13 protein-coding genes are annotated in these 18,835 nt (G+C 49.8%); 10 read left to right on the top strand and 3 right to left on the bottom strand.

Going from position 1 to position 18,835, the window contains the following annotated elements:
• Positions 1-51 precede the first annotated feature (51 nt).
• The 9 genes from A5320_RS10125 to A5320_RS10085 all read left to right on the top strand — a co-directional run bounded on the left by A5320_RS10125 (position 52) and on the right by A5320_RS10085 (position 11,880).
• Positions 52-1,320 carry an efflux RND transporter periplasmic adaptor subunit gene (locus tag A5320_RS10125; protein ID WP_068064005.1) on the top strand — a complete coding sequence of 423 codons (1,269 nt, stop codon included), beginning with the start codon at positions 52-54 and terminating at the stop codon, positions 1,318-1,320.
• Between the two features lie 96 nt (positions 1,321-1,416).
• Positions 1,417-2,115: an ABC transporter ATP-binding protein gene (locus tag A5320_RS10120; protein WP_068064003.1), complete on the top strand. Its 699-nt coding sequence runs from the start codon at positions 1,417-1,419 to the stop codon at positions 2,113-2,115.
• A 10-nt stretch (positions 2,116-2,125) separates the two neighbouring features.
• On the top strand, positions 2,126-3,424 hold the full coding sequence (locus A5320_RS10115) for an ABC transporter permease (protein ID WP_068064002.1): 1,299 nt from the start codon (positions 2,126-2,128) through the stop codon (positions 3,422-3,424).
• A 4-nt stretch (positions 3,425-3,428) separates the two neighbouring features.
• Complete coding sequence (locus A5320_RS10110; RefSeq protein ID WP_068063999.1) at positions 3,429-4,622, top strand: FtsX-like permease family protein; 1,194 nt, start codon at positions 3,429-3,431, stop codon at positions 4,620-4,622.
• Between the two features lie 56 nt (positions 4,623-4,678).
• Positions 4,679-6,013 (top strand): sigma-54-dependent transcriptional regulator, encoded by a 1,335-nt coding sequence (locus A5320_RS10105; RefSeq protein ID WP_068063995.1) that lies wholly within the window; start codon positions 4,679-4,681, stop codon positions 6,011-6,013.
• A complete protein-coding gene (locus tag A5320_RS10100; protein ID WP_197490057.1) occupies positions 5,994-7,442 on the top strand; it encodes a sensor histidine kinase in 1,449 nt (482 codons plus the stop codon). The genes A5320_RS10105 and A5320_RS10100 overlap by 20 nt, the downstream gene beginning before the upstream one ends.
• Before the next feature lie 70 nt (positions 7,443-7,512).
• Positions 7,513-8,244, top strand: a complete 732-nt coding sequence (locus tag A5320_RS10095) for a dienelactone hydrolase family protein (RefSeq protein ID WP_068063993.1) — start codon at positions 7,513-7,515, stop codon at positions 8,242-8,244.
• A gap of 175 nt (positions 8,245-8,419) precedes the next feature.
• Entirely contained in the window at positions 8,420-10,402 is a 1,983-nt protein-coding gene (locus A5320_RS10090) for an alpha/beta hydrolase family protein (protein WP_068063992.1), read from the top strand.
• 185 nt (positions 10,403-10,587) lie between these two features.
• The gene (locus tag A5320_RS10085; RefSeq protein ID WP_068063991.1) at positions 10,588-11,880 is read left to right on the top strand and encodes a hemolysin family protein; all 1,293 of its coding nucleotides are present in this window, start codon (positions 10,588-10,590) and stop codon (positions 11,878-11,880) included.
• 91 nt (positions 11,881-11,971) lie between these two features.
• On the opposite strand, the gene A5320_RS10080 is transcribed toward A5320_RS10085, so the two are convergent.
• The 3 genes from A5320_RS10080 to A5320_RS10070 form a co-directional block, all read right to left on the bottom strand.
• The gene (locus A5320_RS10080; RefSeq protein WP_068063989.1) at positions 11,972-14,704 is read right to left on the bottom strand and encodes a M9 family metallopeptidase; all 2,733 of its coding nucleotides are present in this window, start codon (positions 14,702-14,704) and stop codon (positions 11,972-11,974) included.
• Positions 14,705-15,030: 326 nt separating this feature from the next.
• On the bottom strand, positions 15,031-15,432 hold the full coding sequence (locus A5320_RS10075; protein ID WP_068063987.1) for a hypothetical protein: 402 nt from the start codon (positions 15,430-15,432) through the stop codon (positions 15,031-15,033).
• A gap of 112 nt (positions 15,433-15,544) precedes the next feature.
• Entirely contained in the window at positions 15,545-17,434 is a 1,890-nt protein-coding gene (locus A5320_RS10070; RefSeq protein ID WP_068063986.1) for a DUF885 domain-containing protein, read from the bottom strand.
• 178 nt (positions 17,435-17,612) lie between these two features.
• Between A5320_RS10070 and A5320_RS10065 the strand changes: the two genes are divergently transcribed.
• Positions 17,613-18,833, top strand: a complete 1,221-nt coding sequence (locus A5320_RS10065; protein ID WP_068063985.1) for an MFS transporter — start codon at positions 17,613-17,615, stop codon at positions 18,831-18,833.
• The last annotated feature ends 2 nt before the right edge of the window (positions 18,834-18,835 follow it).

The following is an 18,835-nucleotide window of genomic DNA, read 5'->3' as shown; positions in this document are numbered from 1 at the left end:
CGATGGCATGGCCTGTGCAATAACAGGCTATCAAGTCAGAAGGAACAGCAGATGATTCAAGGTACCGCACAACAAGATATCGCTATCAAAGCAAGCACCAAACAAAACCCAGTCCGGAAAATCCTGCTGGTTGGTGCTGTCGCCGGGACGCTGTGGCTAAGTTGGCAGTGGCTGTTTGCCGGTGGCGCGCAGGCATCGTTGGTGATCCCACGGCAGCAGGTGCAAATTGGCACCGTCAGTCGTGGCGATTTTGTCCGCGATTTAGCGGTGCATGGCAAAGTAGTCGCCGCCAATGCACCAACCTTATTCAGCCAGCAAGCCGGACAAATTCGATTATTAAAACAACCGGGAGAGCCGGTGACTTTGGGCGATTTATTGGCGGTGATTGACAGCCCGACGCTGGAAAACGAAGTCAAACAACAACAAGCCTTACTTGCCAGTATGACGTCCGATATTGAACGAGCGACTCTGCAGGCTCGTGAACAGCAGTTAGACATGGAACAAGTGCAAAACACCGCGCAAATTAATTTGTTGGCAGCAAAACGGGAACTCGCCCGGGCCAAACAATCGTTGCAACTGGGTGTACTGCGCCAACTCGATCTGGATATCGCCAACGACAAAATGACCCAGGCTGAACTGGAATTTGCCCATGCCAAACGTAAAGTGCAGTTGGCGCTGGATAAACTGGCGTTTGAGCAAAAATCCGGCCAACAGGCGTTGGAGCGCCAGCAACTGGTGGTGGCGGAATTGAACCGCAAACTGGCAGCGCTGCAAATTAAAGCGCCGGTGACCGGGCAAGTGGGTAACTGGCTAGTTGAGCAGCAAAACCACGTGTTGGAAGGCCAGGGCTTGCTCACCGTCATTGACTTAAGTCAGTACGAAGCTGAACTCAGCGTGCCGGAAAACTATGCTGCTGAATTGGCGACCGGTCTGGCGGTAGAAGTCAGTCTGAATGGCCAACTGCTGCAAGGCGCGCTCAGCCATGTGGCGCCGGAAGTGAAAGAAGGTCAGGTCAGCGCCCGCGTGCGTTTTCAAAGCCAGGATGCCGCAAGCTTAAGGCAGAACCAACGTTTGTCCGGCCGGATTATTTTCGAACAAAAAACCAATGTCTTAAAAGTGGCGCGTGGCGATTTTATCAGCTCAGGCGGCGGGCGCCAGGCGTATCGGCTGATCGACAACGTGGCGACCAAAACGCCGGTTGAATTAGGGGCTGTATCGGTGCAATGGGTAGAAGTGCTGGCTGGCGTGAACGAAGGCGACCAACTGGTGATTTCAAATCTCAGCGAATTTAAAGACCAGCCACAAGTGCGGTTGAATTAACTGTTTTAACTCGTGGGCTGTTAAGCCCGCAAACATAAATTTCGCGCAGTTGTCGGCAAATGAAGCTGCAGCGCCACCATGAAAAGGAAGAACTTCATGATCCAATTAAAAAATTTAAGCAAAATTTTCCGTACCGAACTGATTGAAACCCATGCCCTGCGCAGTATCGAGTTGCAGGTGAACGAAGGTGAATTTGTTGCCTTAACCGGGCCTTCTGGCTCGGGTAAATCCACCTTACTGAATGTGCTGGGAACGCTGGAACATTTTGATGAAGGGGACTATTTGCTGGATGGCCAGTCGGTGAAAGGCCTTTCAGATAGCGCTTTGTCCAAGTTGCGCAATGAGAAAATTGGCTTTATTTTTCAGGGCTTTAACCTGATTAAAGATTACAGCCTGCAAGACAATATCGAATTGCCGCTGCGGTATCGGGGTATTGCTGCCAGTGAGCGTAAACGCCGTGCTGAACAGGCTTTGGAGTTGGTGGGGTTAGCCGCAAGGCGCGATTATCACCCGTCGCAGTTATCTGGTGGTCAGCAGCAACGGGTGGCGATTGCCCGCGCTATTGCTGGTCAACCACGGATTTTGCTGGCGGATGAACCAACCGGTAACCTTGATTCATTGATGGCGCGTCAGGTGATGGAACTGCTGGAAAAAATTAACCAAGACGGCTGCACCATTTTGATGGTCACGCACGACCCGGATCAAGCACGTCGCGCTGGCCGCCAGGTGCAGATTGTCGATGGCCAACTCAGCGATGCGGCGATGTACGACCCACTGGCTGTGAAACGGGCATAAGGGGAATACCATGGAACAATTTCTGTATTACCTCAAAGTCAGTTGGGTCAGCATCAAACGCGCACCGCTGCCTTATGCGCTGACCATTTTTATCTTAAGTCTGGGGCTTGGCGTGTTTTTCGCTAATGCCACTTTTTATTACCAGCTGAACTCCGATCCGCTGCCGCATAAAAGCGATAAGTTATTTTTTCCGATGACGCTGATGGTGCCTAATGAGTGCAGAGACTGTCAGCCTCCCAGAGTATTGAGTTACACCAATGTGCAAAAACTCAGTCAGACCGATATACCCTCGGCCAAAGCCGGGATGTATAGCGCCGATGGTTATTTGCGGCTCGATACTAAACAAGCGCCAACCCCGGTCAGTATCCGCATTACCCAGCCGGATTTTTTCAAAATGTTTGAAGTACCGTTGTTACACGGCAGTATCTGGGCCGATGATAAAGCCCGTCTTGAGTTGATTTTATCTAAACCAACCGCCGAAAAAATGTTTGGCCGCAGTGACGTTGTCGGTGAAAAAATTCTGCTGGATGATCGCGATTTTACCGTGGTAGCGGTGCTGGACGACTGGCAAATGTTGCCAAGGCTCTATGATGCCAACAACGGCGGCCAGTTGTCGGAAGCGGATCAGGTGTATATGCCGTTGGAAACTGGCTACGATTTCAACTACATGTCCAATCGGCAATCGCATACTTATGATTACACCGACTATCGCCAACTGTCGACGCAAGGGCGGACCGGTGCTTTAAACCAACTGCAATTTTGGGTGCAGCTGGATACTGAAGCGCAACAACAGGCCTATCGCCAGTTTATGAGCAACTTAGTGGCCGATGAACAGAAAGCGGGTCGTCACCCAAGTGCACCGAACAATCAACTGGTGCCGATGCGCAATATCGTCAGCTACTTCGGCGGTGAATCAGCCGATATCAAAGCATTTGCTTTAGTGACGTTATTGTTTTTAGGCGTTTGTTTGTTTAATGCCAGCCATTTGTCGCTCAACCGCTATATCAGTAACCAATATGAATTCAGCCTGCGCCGCGCGCTTGGCGCCAGTCGTGGTCAGCTGCAGCAACAAATGCTGGCGGATGTGCTGTTAATGGCGACTTTTTGCTGTGTCTGTGGCTTGCTGATTGCCTGGGGCGGGGTGACTTTGCTGAATTTCCTGTGGCCGGCGAACAGCCTGTTTGGGCGCTGGGATCTGACGTTATTATTGCTGTTATTAGTTGTCACATTCACCACGAGTTATCTGGTGACTTTGTATCCATCGCTGCGCGCATCATTTGGCGGCTTAAACCAGCAATTAAAGGAATAACACTATGTCATTGCATTTATTAATTAAATCGTTGCTGCGGCGGAAAGTGGTCACAGTATTGTTGCTGGTTCAGCTGGCGATGACACTGGCACTGTTGGTGAATAGTTTGTTGCTGGCAGGTCAAACGCGCGACAAGCTAAATGAACCGACCGGGCTGAATTTGCCGCATACGCTGCAGGTACAGTTAAAACCAACCACACCGGATTTACGGGTTTATCCATTATTAGGTGATTTGCTGGAACGGCAAATGGCTGCGGTCCGTGCCTTGCCCGGCGTGCAGGCCGTGGCTTATGCCAATCAGGGACCGGTACGGCATGGCGGCAACAATGGCAATTTGTTTGATGCCGATGCTGAAGAACGCACCAATATTCCAACCATTCCACAGTATATGGTGTCGCCGGACTTTTTTGCTGCACTTGGTTTAAATCTGGTCGAAGGACAATTGCCGGTGACGCCAATTGCTATAGACATCAAAACGCCTTCGCCGTTGGTGTTGACCCGCAGTCTGGCCGAAAAATTGTTTCCCGGACGCTCGGCAATCGGTTTGAAGACCAATCGGGCGCCAGTGGCCGCAGTGGTCGATGATTTTTTTGGTCAAAGCGAGGCAACTAAAGAAACCTTCAATATGATTCAGGTCGCACCATTGTTTGGCGTGGATTGGGGTTATGCGTTATTGGTCAAAACCAGTGAAGGCAGTACTGAACAAGTACGTCAGCAATTACCGGATTTACTGCGCCAAGTCGACGCCAATATTGAGGTTTTTTATGTCCGTACCCTGCAAGAGCAGCATCAACAGTTATACAGCGACGAGTTTGGCCTCGCGACCTTACTCGGCATCTTAAGCGGTCTAATGTTGTTAGTGGCGATGGTTTCCAGCTACAGTAATGCGCATTTCCATGCCTTAAAACAGCAGCAGGAAATAGGCATTAAACGGGCGCTTGGTGCCAGTAAGCAGCTGATTTTATTAGAGCTGCTCAGTGAAAACTGGCTGACCACCGCCGTTGGCGCTGTGCTTGGGGTGTTGTGTGCGCTGGCGCTAAACAAGCTGTTGGCCAGTGTCATAAGCCTTGAAGCACTGAATTGGTGGTTACCATTGTTATGTAGTGCAGTGTTGCTGGTTTGTGTCACGGTGGCCACATGGTATCCTGCCAGAATAGCAACAAAGGTATCGCCAGCGACAGCTACCAAGACTCTGTAATGATTGAATTAAAATGGTTCTGAGATCAGCGTCAACATAGGAAGATCCGATAACCCATGGCCACTGTTTTAGTCATTGATGACAACGAGGCAGTTTGTACCGCCTTGCTCACGCTGTTTCATATGCAGGGCTATCGGGTCTGGACTGCGACCGACCCGACAGCTGCTCTGTCTTTGTTGGCGCAGCAGAACATCGATTTAGTGCTGCAGGATATGAATTTTGCCAAAGGTGAAATGCAGGGGCTACAAGGCAAAACCTTGTTTTACCAACTACGCCAGCAATATCCGGCAATACCGGTGATATTAATGACAGCCTGGACCCAGCTCGATATGGTGGTGGAATTGGTGAAAGCCGGTGCCAGCGACTATATCGCCAAACCCTGGGACGATGCACGGTTGTTGCTTACCGTGCAGAATGTTTTAAAAATAAAGCAGTTACAGGACAAACAACAACAAGCCGAGCGCAAGCAACAAGAACGGCTGGCGCAATTTGTCGGTAAAGACTTGTGTGGCCTGGTGTTCGCCAGTACTGCGATGGAGCAATTGTTGCAAATGGCATTGCAACTGGCGCCGTCCAATGCGGCGGTGCTGATCACCGGTGAAAATGGTACTGGCAAAGAAGGCATAGCGCAGGTACTACACGCCAACTCTGCCAGGGCCAAAAAGCCGCTGATCAAAGTGAATATGGGCGCTTTACCCACCGATTTGATGGAAGCCGAACTGTTTGGTGCCGATGTCGGCGCTTACAGCGGGCTGGGTAAAACCCGCATCGGCCGGTTTGAAGCGGCCGATGGCGGCACTATTTTCCTTGATGAAATTGGTAATTTGTCATTGTCTGGCCAGATGAAATTGCTGCGGGTGCTGCAAACCGGCGAGTTTGAGCGGTTAGGCTCAAGCTTAACGCGCAAAGTCGATGTGCGGGTGTTAAGCGCCACCAATACTGATTTAACCAAAGCTATCGCAACAGGGCAATTCCGGCAGGATTTGTATTACCGGCTGAATGTGGTGCAACTGCATTTACCTGAACTCAAGCAACGGCCGGACGATATTCTGCCGTTGGCCAGATTGTTTTTAGCTGGCCAAAAAGCCTTGTCTGCTGGAGCTGAACAAGCGCTGTTGCAGCATCAATGGCCTGGCAATGTGCGGGAATTGCAGAATATCTGTCAGCGCGCTGTATTGCTGGCCAGTGGCAGCGTCATCGAAACCACTGATTTAGGCTTGCAGCTGGAAGAGCCGCAATCGAAACGGATGCTCGATGATTTTGACCGGGTAGAGATTGAGCAGGTATTGGCGCAACATGGTGGCATTATTGCCCGTGCCGCCAAACAGCTTGGGATTAGCCGGCAAGCATTATATCGGCGGATGGAGTTTTATGGCATCGCCACGCCTTAGTTTTTTGTTGAGTCAAGCGAGCGGCCAGTCCATCGGACAGCGCTTCAGCCTGCTGCGGTTATTTAGTTTCAGCGGTCAACTCGCTTTGGTGCAACTATTGGTACTAATGCCGTTACTGGCGTTGGCTTTGCTGTTGCCGTGGCTGCTTACCAAACCTCAGCAAACCAGCACTTTGTATCTGTTATGGGCATTGTTTTTGCTGCTGGCGGTGTTACTGCATTTATTGCTGCAGCGGGTGAGCAATGGTTTGCAGCAGGAAATCGCCGCGCTGAATTTGCATGCCGATAATCTGCAGGATCAGGCGTTTAATAGTCGTGCCAATCGGCAACAGATCCGGATGTTAACGCCGCTGGCCGACGCTTTGGATACGATGTCGGCTGAACTCAGCCGGCAACGGGCAACTTTATACCAACGCGAATTACTGCTTGATACGGTGCTGCAATCGAGCCCCAGTGCTTTAGTGCTGACTGACGAACATAACCGGGTTTTGCTGACGAACCCGGCGGCGCGACAGTTGTTTTTGCATGGCCAGAAGTTTGATGGTCGTCTGCTGGACGACGTGCTGGCACAGTGGCCGGAGCTACAGCATGCCTTTAGTGGTTATTTACAGCAATCGCAGCAAGGCTTGTTGCATCTGGAGACGCGTGATGCAGCCTTCAACGGTAGCCAGGGCGCCGCTATCTGGCACCTGTCTTCCAGTCAGTTTATGCTCAATCAACGCCAGCATTTTTTGTATTTACTCAAACCGATGACCGCAGAAATTCAGCGGGAAGAACTCAATGCCTGGAAAAAACTACTGCGGGTAATTGGCCATGAACTGAACAACAGTTTGGCGCCGCTGTCGTCGCTGGCGTATTCAGGGCAGCAATTGCTGGAAAAACAGGCAACCGACTTAACAACATTGCAGCCACTACGACAAATCCTGGCAACCATCAGTGAGCGTAGTCAGCATCTGAATCAGTTTTTACAGGCCTATATTCAGTTTGCCAAGTTACCACCGCCGCAGCGCGACATGGTTAACTGGCCGCGGCTGATTAACCAGTTACATGACCATTTTGAATTTGAACTGGATGGCGAGTTACCAACCCTAAATTGGCTGCTGGATCAGGCGCAGATAATGCAGTTGTTGCTGAATGTGCTGAAAAACGCCCATGAATCTGGTTCTGATCCCACACTGATCCGCCTGTGTTTACGCGAATCGCCGCAGCTGTTAACCATTGAATTGCAGGATGCCGGTGGTGGATTGTCGGCCGAAGTACTGGAGCATGCCTTATTGCCGTTTTACACTACCAAAACCCAAGGCTCGGGTATTGGTCTGACGTTATGCCGCGATGTGGCCGAAGCGCACGGCGGCTGGTTAAGTCTGCGCAATCAACCGCCAGGGTTACTGGTACAGGTTAGTTTGCCCTGGTTTGTAAATACGGTATGATGCATTTTAATTTTTAGACGTTTAGCCATCCGATTTACAGATCGTGTATGGCCTTGCAGGACAACCCTAGATGCAAATTCAAACCACGACCATCACCTTGAGCACTGCCACTGGCCCAATGCGTTGTTTGCAAATCATACCGCAAGCGTCTGGCAAAAGTTTCGGTGCGGTGTTGTTTTACTCTGAGATTTTTCAAATTACCGCACCCATCTCCCGGGCTGCTGCGATGTTAGCGGGGCAGGGGTTTATCGTGCTGGTGCCGGAAGTGTTTCATGAATTAAACCCGGCCGGTACTGTGCTGGGGTATGACGATGTCGGCAAAGACAAAGGCAACCAGGATAAGTGGACTAAACCTTTAGCCTCCCATGATAGCGATACCGTGGCGATGCTCGCTTATTTACAGACGTTGGCCGAATTTAACGGCAAAACCACTAGTTATGGCGTCTGTATTGGCGGCCATCTGGCGTTTCGGGCAGCGTTAAACCCAGCGCTTACTGCGGCCTGTTGTTTATATGCCACCGATTTACACAGCGATACGTTACCCGCAGCCCCGGGTGATCAGACGCTCGCACGCGCTGGCGACATCAAAGGCGAGTTGATGCTGATTTGGGGCAAACAAGACCCGCATATTCCCGCTGAAGGCCGCTTGAAAATTTATCAACAACTCAGCGCGTCCGGTTGCAATTTCAGTTGGCATGAACTCAATGCCCAACATGCTTTTATGCGTGATGAAGGCGAGCGATACGACCCGGCACTGGCGCTCTGGGTGTATCAGCAGGCAAGGCAGTTGTTTTGCCAATAGCCGGTGACTGGGATTGAAATGGGTAAAAAGGTATTATTTGTAATTTATTTGAATTTTATTTGTGACTAGTTGCAAACTGTATGATATGGTCTGGACGTTTTTATTAGCTCCAGGTTCCGGAGCTGTCACCATATCCCCTGTTGGTTGACGCCTGGCCGCAACAAGGAAATGCACAATGCAATCACTGGTTTTTAAACTGGCTGTGGCCACGATCCTTTGTAGTTCTGCCACATTGTACACCCCAATATCTTATGCCCGCAGTCAATTGATCGACACTGCAATGATTGAGTTGTTGGCAAAACACCCTGCGATCACCGACGTCAAAATAGCGCCAGATGGCCGCCATCTGGCAATTCGCGTATTTGTTGAAGGCCATCAGTCACTAGCCTTTTATGATGCGGCTTCGATGAAAATGGTTGGTTCTTTTCGGATGCAAAAGCCAATGCAAGTTGGTGAATTTCATTGGGTCAATAATGAGCGAGTCGTGTTTAAACTCACTGAAACGCTGGCGTGGCAACGTGAACCTGTGTATTACGGTGAGTTATATGGGGTGAATTATGACGGCAGCAAAGGTGAATTGTTATTTGGTTTTCGGGCCGGCAAAAAACAAACTGGGACCCGGCTAAAGCAACGGGAAGGTAAAAGTGCCTGGGCAGATTTTGTATTTAATCAGGCGAATGAAACGGATCGGATTTTGCTCAAAGCAACCCCGTCCAGTGAAGGTGGTGACAGATTGCCAGATCTGGTGGCGATGGATGTGTACAACGGCGAATTAAAATCTAAAGGGCGTGCCCCGATTGCTTATGCAGATGTGGTGGCAGATCAGCAAGGTGAACCCCGTATCGCTTCCGGTATCGACAACAAATACGACCGTCAGGTTTATTTAAAAGATATAAAAACTGATCAATGGCAACAACTACCAGCTCGCAATTATGGCCATTACTTTTCGCCAATAGCAGTGACTGCTGACAACCAGGGACTACATGTCCTTGATAATTTCGAGCAAGATATTGCCGGCATCTTTGAATATCGTTTTGCCGATGGCAGCTATAAGCCGGTATTTACCGACGACACCGTCAGCATCACCAATACTCTGCTGACTGCAGACACCCAAAGTGTCTACGCGGTGCGACTTGATGACGGTAAACCATCTTTCGTTTTTTTATCTGACCAGCTACAAGAAGCAACAGTGTTCAGTAATTTGCTGGAGACTTTTCCTGGCGATGACGTGGCCATCACCAGTAAAAGCCGAGATGGCAAAAAGTGGGTGGTGAAAGTGAGCTCAGATAAAGCTGCCGCGATTTTTTATTTATACGATCATGAAAAAGTGACGTTAGCTAAAATCGCCGATAGCAGACCCGAATTGGCCGGAAAGAAATTTGCGACCACAGAGCCGGTGAAATTCAAATCCTTTGATGGGTTGGACATTCATGGCTACTGGACGCAAAGTCCGGTTCAATCTGAACATAAACCGACCATAGTGCTGGTGCATGGCGGCCCGCATGGTGTTCGCGATTATTGGGGTTTTGATACTGAACTACAATTTTTAGCCTTATCCGGTTATAACGTGTTGCAGGTGAATTTTCGGGGGTCCGGCGGCTATGGTTACAAGTTTCAGCAGCTGGGACATCGGCAGTGGGGCGATGCGATTCAGCGGGATATTATTGCTGGGACTGAATGGGCGATAGCGCAAGGAAAAGCAAAAGCGGGAAACCTGTGCATTATGGGCGGTTCCTTTGGTGCGTATTCGACGGTTCAGTCGGCAACGCTGGCACCGGATCTGTTTAAATGTGGCGTCGCAGTGGCGGGTGTTTACGACTTATCACTACTGGCGGGCAAAGGTGATATTCAGTATTTGTCCTATGGTAAAGCGTACTTAGATGAAGCGGTAGGGACTGACGAAGCGCAGTTGCAGCAATATTCGCCGATTCATCATGTGAGTAAGCTCAAGGCACACCTGTTGATAGCTCATGGCAAAAAAGATGAACGGGCACCTTATATTCATGCTGAACGGTTACAACAAGCCTTGGATAAAGCGGGTAAACCTTACCAATGGTTGGAATTTAACGACGAGACTCATGGATTTTATGATCCAGTGAACCGCACTAAATATTTTAATGAACTGAAGGTTTATTTTTCAAAACATTTGGTGTTATGAAATAACCCCGCCTCGATTTGAGCTTTGATCATTTGCACTGAGTTGCGGAATCAATTGCGCTAAGCAGCTGAAATAAAACGCCCGACAGCCTATACTGTCGGGCGTTGTCATAAAAGTTTCAGTAATCCACGGCACCATACGCAGCTAAATGTAACTGCGGGTGCCCATGCCTGGTGAGTGATCCAATGTCTTTGTTTGAACATGTCCTTATTATCGTGCTGCTGATTAGTGTCAGTGCATTTTTTTCAATGTCAGAAATCGCGCTGGCTGCATCGCGTAAACAGCGGTTACGACAGCTGTTCAGTGATGGCGAACTCCGCGCCAAACAAGTGCTGGCGCTACAAGAACATCCCGGTGGTTTTTTTACCATTATTCAGATTGGCCTGAACGCTGTCGCCATTTTGGGCGGCATTTTGGGTGAAGCTGCTTTTACGCCGACCTTTGTTGAATTGCTGCAATTCATCTACGATGGCCCAGCGCTACAGTCGCTTGGCTTTGGTTTGTCGGTATTTTTTGTCACCGCTTTATTTATTCTGTTTGCTGATTTAATGCCAAAGCGCCTGGCGATGCTGGCGCCGGAGCAAGTGGCGGTGGCTGTGGTACGACCGATTTTGTTATTGTTAATTGTGCTGAAACCGCTGGTCTGGCTGTTTAACAGCATCGCCAATCTGGTGTTTAAAGTTTTTAATGTGCCCATTCAGCGCAAAGACCAAATCACCCCGGAAGACATTATTTCGATGATGGACGAAGGCGCAGAAGCCGGCGTGTTGCAACAACAAGAACATAAACTGCTGGAAAACGTCTTTGATATGGACCAGCGCACCGTGACATCCGCAATGACGCCACGCGAAAGCCTGATCTATTTTGTACTGAAAGAAACCCCGGAAAGCATCAAAGCGAAAATTGCCGAACACCCGCACGCGAAATTTATCGTTTGTGATCAAGCGCTTGATCGGGTGGTCGGTTATGTTGATACCCGCGATATTCTGATGCAGGTGCTGCATGAGCAATCAATTTCGCTCAGTAAAGAAGGCATTTTACGCACACCATTAATCATTCCGGATACCTTGTCGTTATATGAAGCACTCGCGCAATTTAAAGCCAGTGGTGTGGATTTTGCAGTGATTTTAAATGAATACGCGCTGGTGGTTGGCATGATCACGCTTAAAGATGTGATGAGCATTGTGATGGGCGAACTGGTGAATTCGGAAGAAGAACAAATCGTTAAACGCGATGACGATTCCTGGTTAGTTGAAGGCTTGACTCCGCTCGATGATGTGATGCGGGTATTGTCGATAGACCAATTTCCGGACCAGGAGAACTACGAAACCATCGCCGGTTTTATGATGTATATGCTGCGTAAAATCCCCAAACGTACCGACTTTGTCTTGCATCAGGGTTACAAATTTGAAGTGGTCGATATCGACAACTACAAAATTGATCAGTTACTGGTGACCAAAGTGAAGCAAGACCTCTAACTCTAAATTCTATCCAAATGTAAATTTCGGGGTCAGAGTCAATTGTTAACAGATTTCTGTTAACAATTGACTCTGACCCCGATGTTAACAATTACTGCAGACTAACCACCAATGTGGTCTGTCCTTTGGTTGGATTGCCTTTCACCCCGATATAACTCCAGCCAACCGGCAGCGGATTCGTCAGGATCTGCTCAGTGCTGTCGCTGTTTTCTGAGCGCTGCTGATAACTGCTATTGGTTGGCCAGTTCAGCGCACTGAAATACAAATCAGCGTTGCCGGTGGTCGGGCCGTACAGGTTCAATTTTAACCGGGCGTTGGCGACGTTGTTGTAATAGTAGAAATAGGTGTAGCCATCATTTCCTGCCACCACACAATACATTTGTCCCGCCTGCACCGAAATATAATCGACCGGCGCTTGATTGGCGCAGGCATCCGGTTGTGGCGGCCTTGGTGTGTAAGTCGCCGTCAGACTGAGGTTACTAAAGTTGGCATAAGCATAATTGCCGACATACCAGCGACCAGCTGCCGGATTGTTGACGGTGCAAGTTTCGCTGTTGCCACCGACATAAGGCCGACAGCTATAGGTTTGTAACGTCGGTTGCGAACCATGATTCAGATACAAATCGGAGTCGCCGCTGCCACCATTTTGTGCCACCACCAGTTTCGCCTGATTGGCCGGCACATCAATATAATGCTGCAGCCAGTTGCCCTGAGCGGCACCAAGCCCGGTTTTGGCCTGGCCATTCACCAGTGCCGCGCCATTGCCGGTTTGGCCGATGGTCACTTGCGGGATAGTGTCGTTGCTTTGCACGTTGCCAAGCCAGGTCGACCATTGACTGTCCAGACTGGTACCGATGGCGTTGATGGCGCTTAAATAGGCATCGTAGTCGCCGTCGCGGAAATGTGTCAGCAAATTAGTGACCGTGGCAGGCTGGGTTTCAAACATAAACCGCACCGCCAGATAACCCCAGCGATACACTCTGTCCTGGCCACTGCTGTAGTTGTTAGCGAGAATTTCACTGAGCTTAAACTGCTTGGTGCGCGCTATGGTGATAGCCGTATCGTTGCGGTTTTTCTTTGACACATATTCGGCCAGACCTTCAATCCACCATACGGTCTTATGGGTGTCGACTTTGGCCGCACCAAAATCGCCCTCGAGGTTAAAGCGGCCGTCGAGGTAATGCACCATTTCGTGCGTCAGGTTCCAGACATGAAATTCCGGACGTAACCATTCGGCTTCATAAGCAATAAAGCGCGCTTGATTGGTCGCAGTTGCCGGATTTCCTTCCAAATACATGCCGCCATTATTAGTATCGATGCCAAAAAATAATCCGGCGTATTGGCCATAGTCGGCACTTGAATCAAACACCACCATTTCCAGATTGCTGTTGAGATCGGCAGTCACCGGTTGCTGGTTAGTGCGTAAAAACTGGTGGAAATATGTTTCCTGCGCTGTTACCGCATTACAGGAGTCGGTAAGCTCTGCGCTCGTCATATCCTGGGCGCGAAACTTCATCGAACCACTACAGGCATGCTGTTGAGACAGTACCTGTTGTTCCAGCTGTTCCTGAAAACCACAGATATTGTAAGTGGCGCACTGGCCGTAATAATCCACCGCAGCGGCTACCCGTAGCCACACCGCTGAACCGTTGCCGGACATACTGTATTGGCTCAAAATCGCCGTGACATGCGTTTTCACATCATTGTATATGGCCGCATTAGGGTACTGTAAAAACCGCGCCAGTTCAGCGGCGGCATTTTCCTGCAAAAATGATGCTTCTGTGCCAATCATCCAGCTTTGACGGGCGAAATTGCCGAGCCGGTTAATCAGAACCGTATCGTTGGCGGTGGCTGCAACAAAAGCGTTGTCCTGATGGCCGCGGAACAAAATGGTGAAAATCTGATTCACCGCACCACGCATATCCCAGTCGGCGGCGTAGCTGGTGTTCCAGCGTTGCAGCCATTCTTTGACCACATACAAATAGCGGCTGTTTTCACCGGCGCTGTCGACCAGCGTCAAGGCATCCTGGATGTTGCGACCATTCAGCGATGAATTCTGATAAAACACCGGGTTGCTGAACAGATTATCCAACGCGGCCCGTACGGCTGTTTTCACAGCGGCCGGGTAGTCCGGGATCAGCGTGTCGTTGTAGTACTGTACAAAAAAACCTGCGCGCAGGAAGTAGTACAGTTTACCGATTGTGACTTCGCTGCCACTGGCGTTGTAGCTGCTGGCAAGGCTGGCAGTCGCGTTGGCGACAAAGGTCATTTTGCTGGCACTAAAGGCAGCAATGGAATTGGGCTCGCCATTAAAAAGATCGTTAATACAGTGATTTGGCGTCGCCAGAATATGGTCAACCAACGCCTGACCAGATTTGCTGCCATATCCGGTCACTGCTGTCGTGCACTCGTCGGCTGCTTGCGCTTGCTCGGCCAATAATTGCTGCGAGTGACTGTGGGCGCGGAAATAACTTTCTTCGTCCTGTACTTGCTGCTGCAGATGTTCTGGTTTTGGCTCAACCGGCGCATTGATCACGGCCGGTTGAGTTTTTGATTTAGGTACCCATTGGTGCTGCTGCGGAATTTGGTGCCGCTGGTGTTGATTGGTAGCTTGTAATAATGAAGTTTGTTGTTGAGAAGCTTGTTGCTTGGGTTGTTGTACAAGCTGCCCGGTTTGCTGCTGAGTTTGTGGCGGCTGCAGCTGTCGGTTGTCTGCTGCCAACATTTGTGGACTGAACAGCGCAAGGCTGACGGCCATCGTCAATAAACCAGGGGCGAGGGTTGCGCTTGAACTAAGTTGCCGCGCTTTAGTGTTTTTTTGCATGTCATGTTCCTGCGAAGATTATTGTTGTATGTCATTTATGTTACCCGAAGGCAAAGGTATATTAGACTATTGAATAATGTATACAATATATCCTTGATTCTATTTGGGAATATCAAATTAGAAATTGCTTAATTTTTAGACTAACTAAATTAGGAACTTATGCGGGAAGGTTGACGGCAGTTTATGGTGATTGGCGCTGGGGTGACATTAGTGGGAAATTTCGGGCGCTGCGGTAGATGCAGCTAACAAGATAAGCAGAACAACAGGCGGCACTTTCGCTGTATTTTCGCTGCTTGCAGCAATGGAACAGCTGCCGCCCTCTGGACTTAGTTAAAATGGCGGGCGAAGGTCGCCGCCAGCAGCACCAGATAAGTAATCGCAACCGTCGGTTTAAAGCAGTGTTTCAAATACGACAGTGCCAGACTAACAGCACCACCGCGTTGTTGTAACCAGCTTTGATGCCACTGACAACCGATGTCTTGGCCCTGTGACAACGCCTGTTCCAGCGCTAACAACCGCTCGGCGGTGCGGCTTTGTTGGGTTTTCCAGATGGCTTCATGCAACCAGAACACGCCAATTAACCCCAGTTGCAACACCAGGCTACTTTCGGTTTGCACCAGCCATAACCACAGAACTATGGCGACCACTTTCAGCCACAGCGCTTGTTTTTCCATCTGATCATAACTTTGTTGCTGTAACAGCCATTCGGCCTGATTGCGATCGGTCATCGGGAATTTTCCTTGTTGAATAAACGCTGCGGCTAATTACCGCAGCAGTGGATTATTGACGCAAATTACCAAATTAAGTTGTTCTTTTAATTCAGTAAATTGAGTCCTTAACTTAAGCTGGAACCGGCTGCTTTTGCAAGATAATCCAATCTCGCACTTTTTGCTCCAGCACTTTCATTGGCACGGCGCCCGATAACAGCACTAAATCATGGAAAGCGCGAATATCAAATTGCGCACCCAGTTCGGTGCGCGCGAGTTCGCGCAGCTCGACAATTTTCAGCATGCCGAGTTTGTAACCCAGTGCTTGGCCAGGCCATGCCATATAACGTTCAATTTCCGAAATGACATCAGAAGAGGCCGTACCGGTGGTTTGCGCCATATATTGTACCGCTTGCTCACGGGTCCATTTTTTGGCGTGCATACCGGTGTCGACTACCAACCGCACTGAACGGAACAGTTCAGCTTTTAACCGGCCTAAATTGCCAAATGGGTCATCTTTGTACATGCCCATTTCATAAGCGACCAGTTCAGAATACAAACCCCAACCTTCGGCATAAGCGTTGTAAGGTGCGATGCGGCGTAACAATGGCAGTTGATCCTGTGCCAGATTCAACGCAATTTGCCAATGATGGCCTGGGTTGGCTTCATGATAAGTGAGTGTTTTTAAATCGAATTTTGAGTTGGCTTTCATATCAGCCAAATTGATCCAATAAATCCCTGGTTTACTGCCATCCATCGCTGGACTGGTGTATTGACCACCTGCGGCGCTGTCTTGCACTTCTACCGGAATGCGGCGGACTTCTACTGCATAAGGCGGTTTGGAGGCGAATTGCTCCGGCATCCGTACGTCCATTTCGGCGATATAGCGGTTTAAATCCGCCAACAACGTCGCTCGGCCTTGGTCTGAATCTTCATATAAAAAGCGTGGTTCTTCCGCCAGAGCCGTCATCCGATCGCCGACCGAACCTTCGCTGTAGCCGTTGGCTTTGAGGATGCTGTCCATTTCTTTACTGATCCGCGCCACTTCAGCCAGACCAAGCTGGTGAATTTGATCCGGCGTTAAATCAGTATCACCAAGCTGACGCACTGAATAGGCATAAAAATCGCTGCCGTTTGGCTGCGCCCAAATCCCGGCTTCACTGCGGGCATGCGGTAGAGTGGCGACTACATCAGCGAGTAACTGCTGATAACCTGGCGCTACGACACTGCTGATGTGCTTAGCTGCTTGCTCCAGCAAGGGTTGTTTTTGTTCGGCAGTGAAGGTGGTAACTTTGTCGAGTTTTGCTGCAAAGTCGCGGTACAGCGGATGCTCAGTCGCGTTGCTATTACCATAATTTTTCAGGATATTTTGCGCTTTATCTAGCAGCACCCGTGGCGGGATCCAACCGGCTTTTACATCGGTATTAAATTTGTCGCTAATGCTTTTCAGTGCAGGTCCGAATAGGGCTAAGCGAGCGAGATAATCCTTGGCATCCTGCTCGTTATTGATTGGATGTGAGTTCACCATCGAGCCCGGCATATCGATAGTCGGCCCATTGATTTGGTTAATGATAAAAGCTGAATGGCCCATCCAGGGGTCGATATAACCGCCAGCAAAACGGCTATCACCGGCGTAATAACCGATGATGTTGGCCATCACGTTTTGGTTATCTGCATCCACCGCGTCGGTAGGCAATGGCATCGCCACCAGTTCTGCGGCAATTTTACTCAGCGCCAGACGTAAATCGCCTTCAGTTTTACTGTCGAATAATTCCAGCTGCGCTTTGTAGTTCTGGCCAACCTGCTGCTCGGTCAGGCCGTAGGCGGAAGCACTTAAGGCGCGCGCCTGAAACAGCGTCTGGGTGGCCTTTTCATACAAGGCTTTGGCGGCGGCAACGTCAGCCACTGGTTTTGCGGCTGGCAGTGCGGCAGCCGGTGGTGTTTCAGATGTTTTTGGAGCTTCGGTACATTGCGTCAGCAACAAACTGCTGGCAATGGCCAGACTTAATAGGGACATGCGCATTGATAAAAATCCTTAACGGCAGGGAGATATTTCATAAAGCGTTATCATACACAGAATATATTGGATACGGCAGGTCAAAAATCGATACGCAGAGGTGCTGCAGCAAAACCTGCTTTGCTTTAGAATCAGTGTAGTTTCTTGGCGTTATAGCAATTTGAGTATTGCTACAGGACCTTTCTTGTCTCATCACTTCTCAGCAACACCGGCAGAGCCGTACGCCAAAAATAGCCCGCGCTATCGGCAGATCACCTGGATCTTAAGTTTTGCCGCTGTGGTGGTGTTCGCCAACCTACATGCGCTACAGCCGCTGCTGCCTGAACTCAGTCGCAGTTTTGCACTGAGTGCTTTGCAAACTAGCTGGAGTTATGCCATTGGGACGCTGGCGCTTGGCGTCAGTCTGTTGTTTTATGGCGCTTTGTCTGATGCCTTTGGCCGGCGGCAGTTGCTTGGGCTGACGTTGCTCGGCATGGCTGCAGCGACTGTTGCTATTACTCAGGTCGAAACTTATCCGCAGTTATTATTCTGGCGCGCTGTACAGGGTTTTTTCCTTGGCGGTTTGCCTGCCATCGCTATTGCCTATATGGGTGAGGAGCTGAGCAAACCAGCACTACTTGCGGCAGTTGGGTATTACATCAGTGCCAGTTCGCTGGGTGGTATTTCTGGTCGGGTGCTGGCCGGTTTTTGTGCTGAGCTTGGCCATTGGCAATGGGCGTTTTGGCCAATGGCGGCGCTCAGTTTGCTGTTAGTGGTGATGTTCTGGCGTTTTTTGCCGCCGTCGCAGCATTTTGTTGCCAAACCTTTTTCGTTGCGTCAGGCGCTGGCGGATAACGGGTTTCATTTGCGACAGCCGGTGTTATTACTGTGCTTTCTGATTGGCGGCTTTAACTTTTTTGTTTATTTAAATCAATATACTTACATCAGCTTTGCACTGTCCCAAGCGCCATATGATCTGAGCAGTGGATATATTGGCTTGCTGTTTCTGACTTATCTTACCGGTACTTTAGGCTCGGCCATTTCGGGGCGGATCAGTAAAAAACTGACAGCGCCTGAAGGCATGGCGCTTGGCATTGCCATTATGATGCTGGGAACTGTCGTGACGTTAATCCCACAAATTTGGGGCATCGTACTGGGTTTTTTTATCAGTGCTTTTGGTTTTTTCCTGACGCACAGTCTGGCGACCGGTTTTGTCAATCAACATGCAACCCGCGCCAAAGCGAGTGCCAGTGCACTTTATCTGGTGTTTTATTATGTCGGCGCCAGTAGCGGCGGTCTGTATCTGCATCCATTCTGGCAAGCCGCCGGTTGGCCTGGTGTGGTGATGGCTTCGCTGCTGATGTATGGCGTGACGCTGGCAATGAGTTGGTATTTGCGCCGTCGTACGCGCGATATCTCGGCCTGACT

The sequence above is a fragment of the Rheinheimera sp. SA_1 genome (assembly GCF_001669775.1).
In the GTDB taxonomy this organism is placed as follows: domain Bacteria; phylum Pseudomonadota; class Gammaproteobacteria; order Enterobacterales; family Alteromonadaceae; genus Pararheinheimera.
Note: the sequence above shows the minus strand (reverse complement) of the source record. Positions and strands in the feature narration are given on the sequence as shown.

What these genes read in the sequence shown, in the direction of transcription:
- A5320_RS10125 (WP_068064005.1), top strand. Translation starts at nt 52, where the DNA reads ATGATTCAAGGTACCGCACAACAAGATATCGCTATCAAAGCAAGCACC.
- A5320_RS10120 (WP_068064003.1), top strand. Translation starts at nt 1,417, where the DNA reads ATGATCCAATTAAAAAATTTAAGCAAAATTTTCCGTACCGAACTGATT.
- A5320_RS10115 (WP_068064002.1), top strand. Translation starts at nt 2,126, where the DNA reads ATGGAACAATTTCTGTATTACCTCAAAGTCAGTTGGGTCAGCATCAAA.
- A5320_RS10110 (WP_068063999.1), top strand. Translation starts at nt 3,429, where the DNA reads ATGTCATTGCATTTATTAATTAAATCGTTGCTGCGGCGGAAAGTGGTC.
- A5320_RS10105 (WP_068063995.1), top strand. Translation starts at nt 4,679, where the DNA reads ATGGCCACTGTTTTAGTCATTGATGACAACGAGGCAGTTTGTACCGCC.
- A5320_RS10100 (WP_197490057.1), top strand. Translation starts at nt 5,994, where the DNA reads ATGGCATCGCCACGCCTTAGTTTTTTGTTGAGTCAAGCGAGCGGCCAG.
- A5320_RS10095 (WP_068063993.1), top strand. Translation starts at nt 7,513, where the DNA reads ATGCAAATTCAAACCACGACCATCACCTTGAGCACTGCCACTGGCCCA.
- A5320_RS10090 (WP_068063992.1), top strand. Translation starts at nt 8,420, where the DNA reads ATGCAATCACTGGTTTTTAAACTGGCTGTGGCCACGATCCTTTGTAGT.
- A5320_RS10085 (WP_068063991.1), top strand. Translation starts at nt 10,588, where the DNA reads ATGTCTTTGTTTGAACATGTCCTTATTATCGTGCTGCTGATTAGTGTC.
- A5320_RS10080 (WP_068063989.1), bottom strand. Translation starts at nt 14,704, where the DNA reads ATGCAAAAAAACACTAAAGCGCGGCAACTTAGTTCAAGCGCAACCCTC.
- A5320_RS10075 (WP_068063987.1), bottom strand. Translation starts at nt 15,432, where the DNA reads ATGACCGATCGCAATCAGGCCGAATGGCTGTTACAGCAACAAAGTTAT.
- A5320_RS10070 (WP_068063986.1), bottom strand. Translation starts at nt 17,434, where the DNA reads ATGCGCATGTCCCTATTAAGTCTGGCCATTGCCAGCAGTTTGTTGCTG.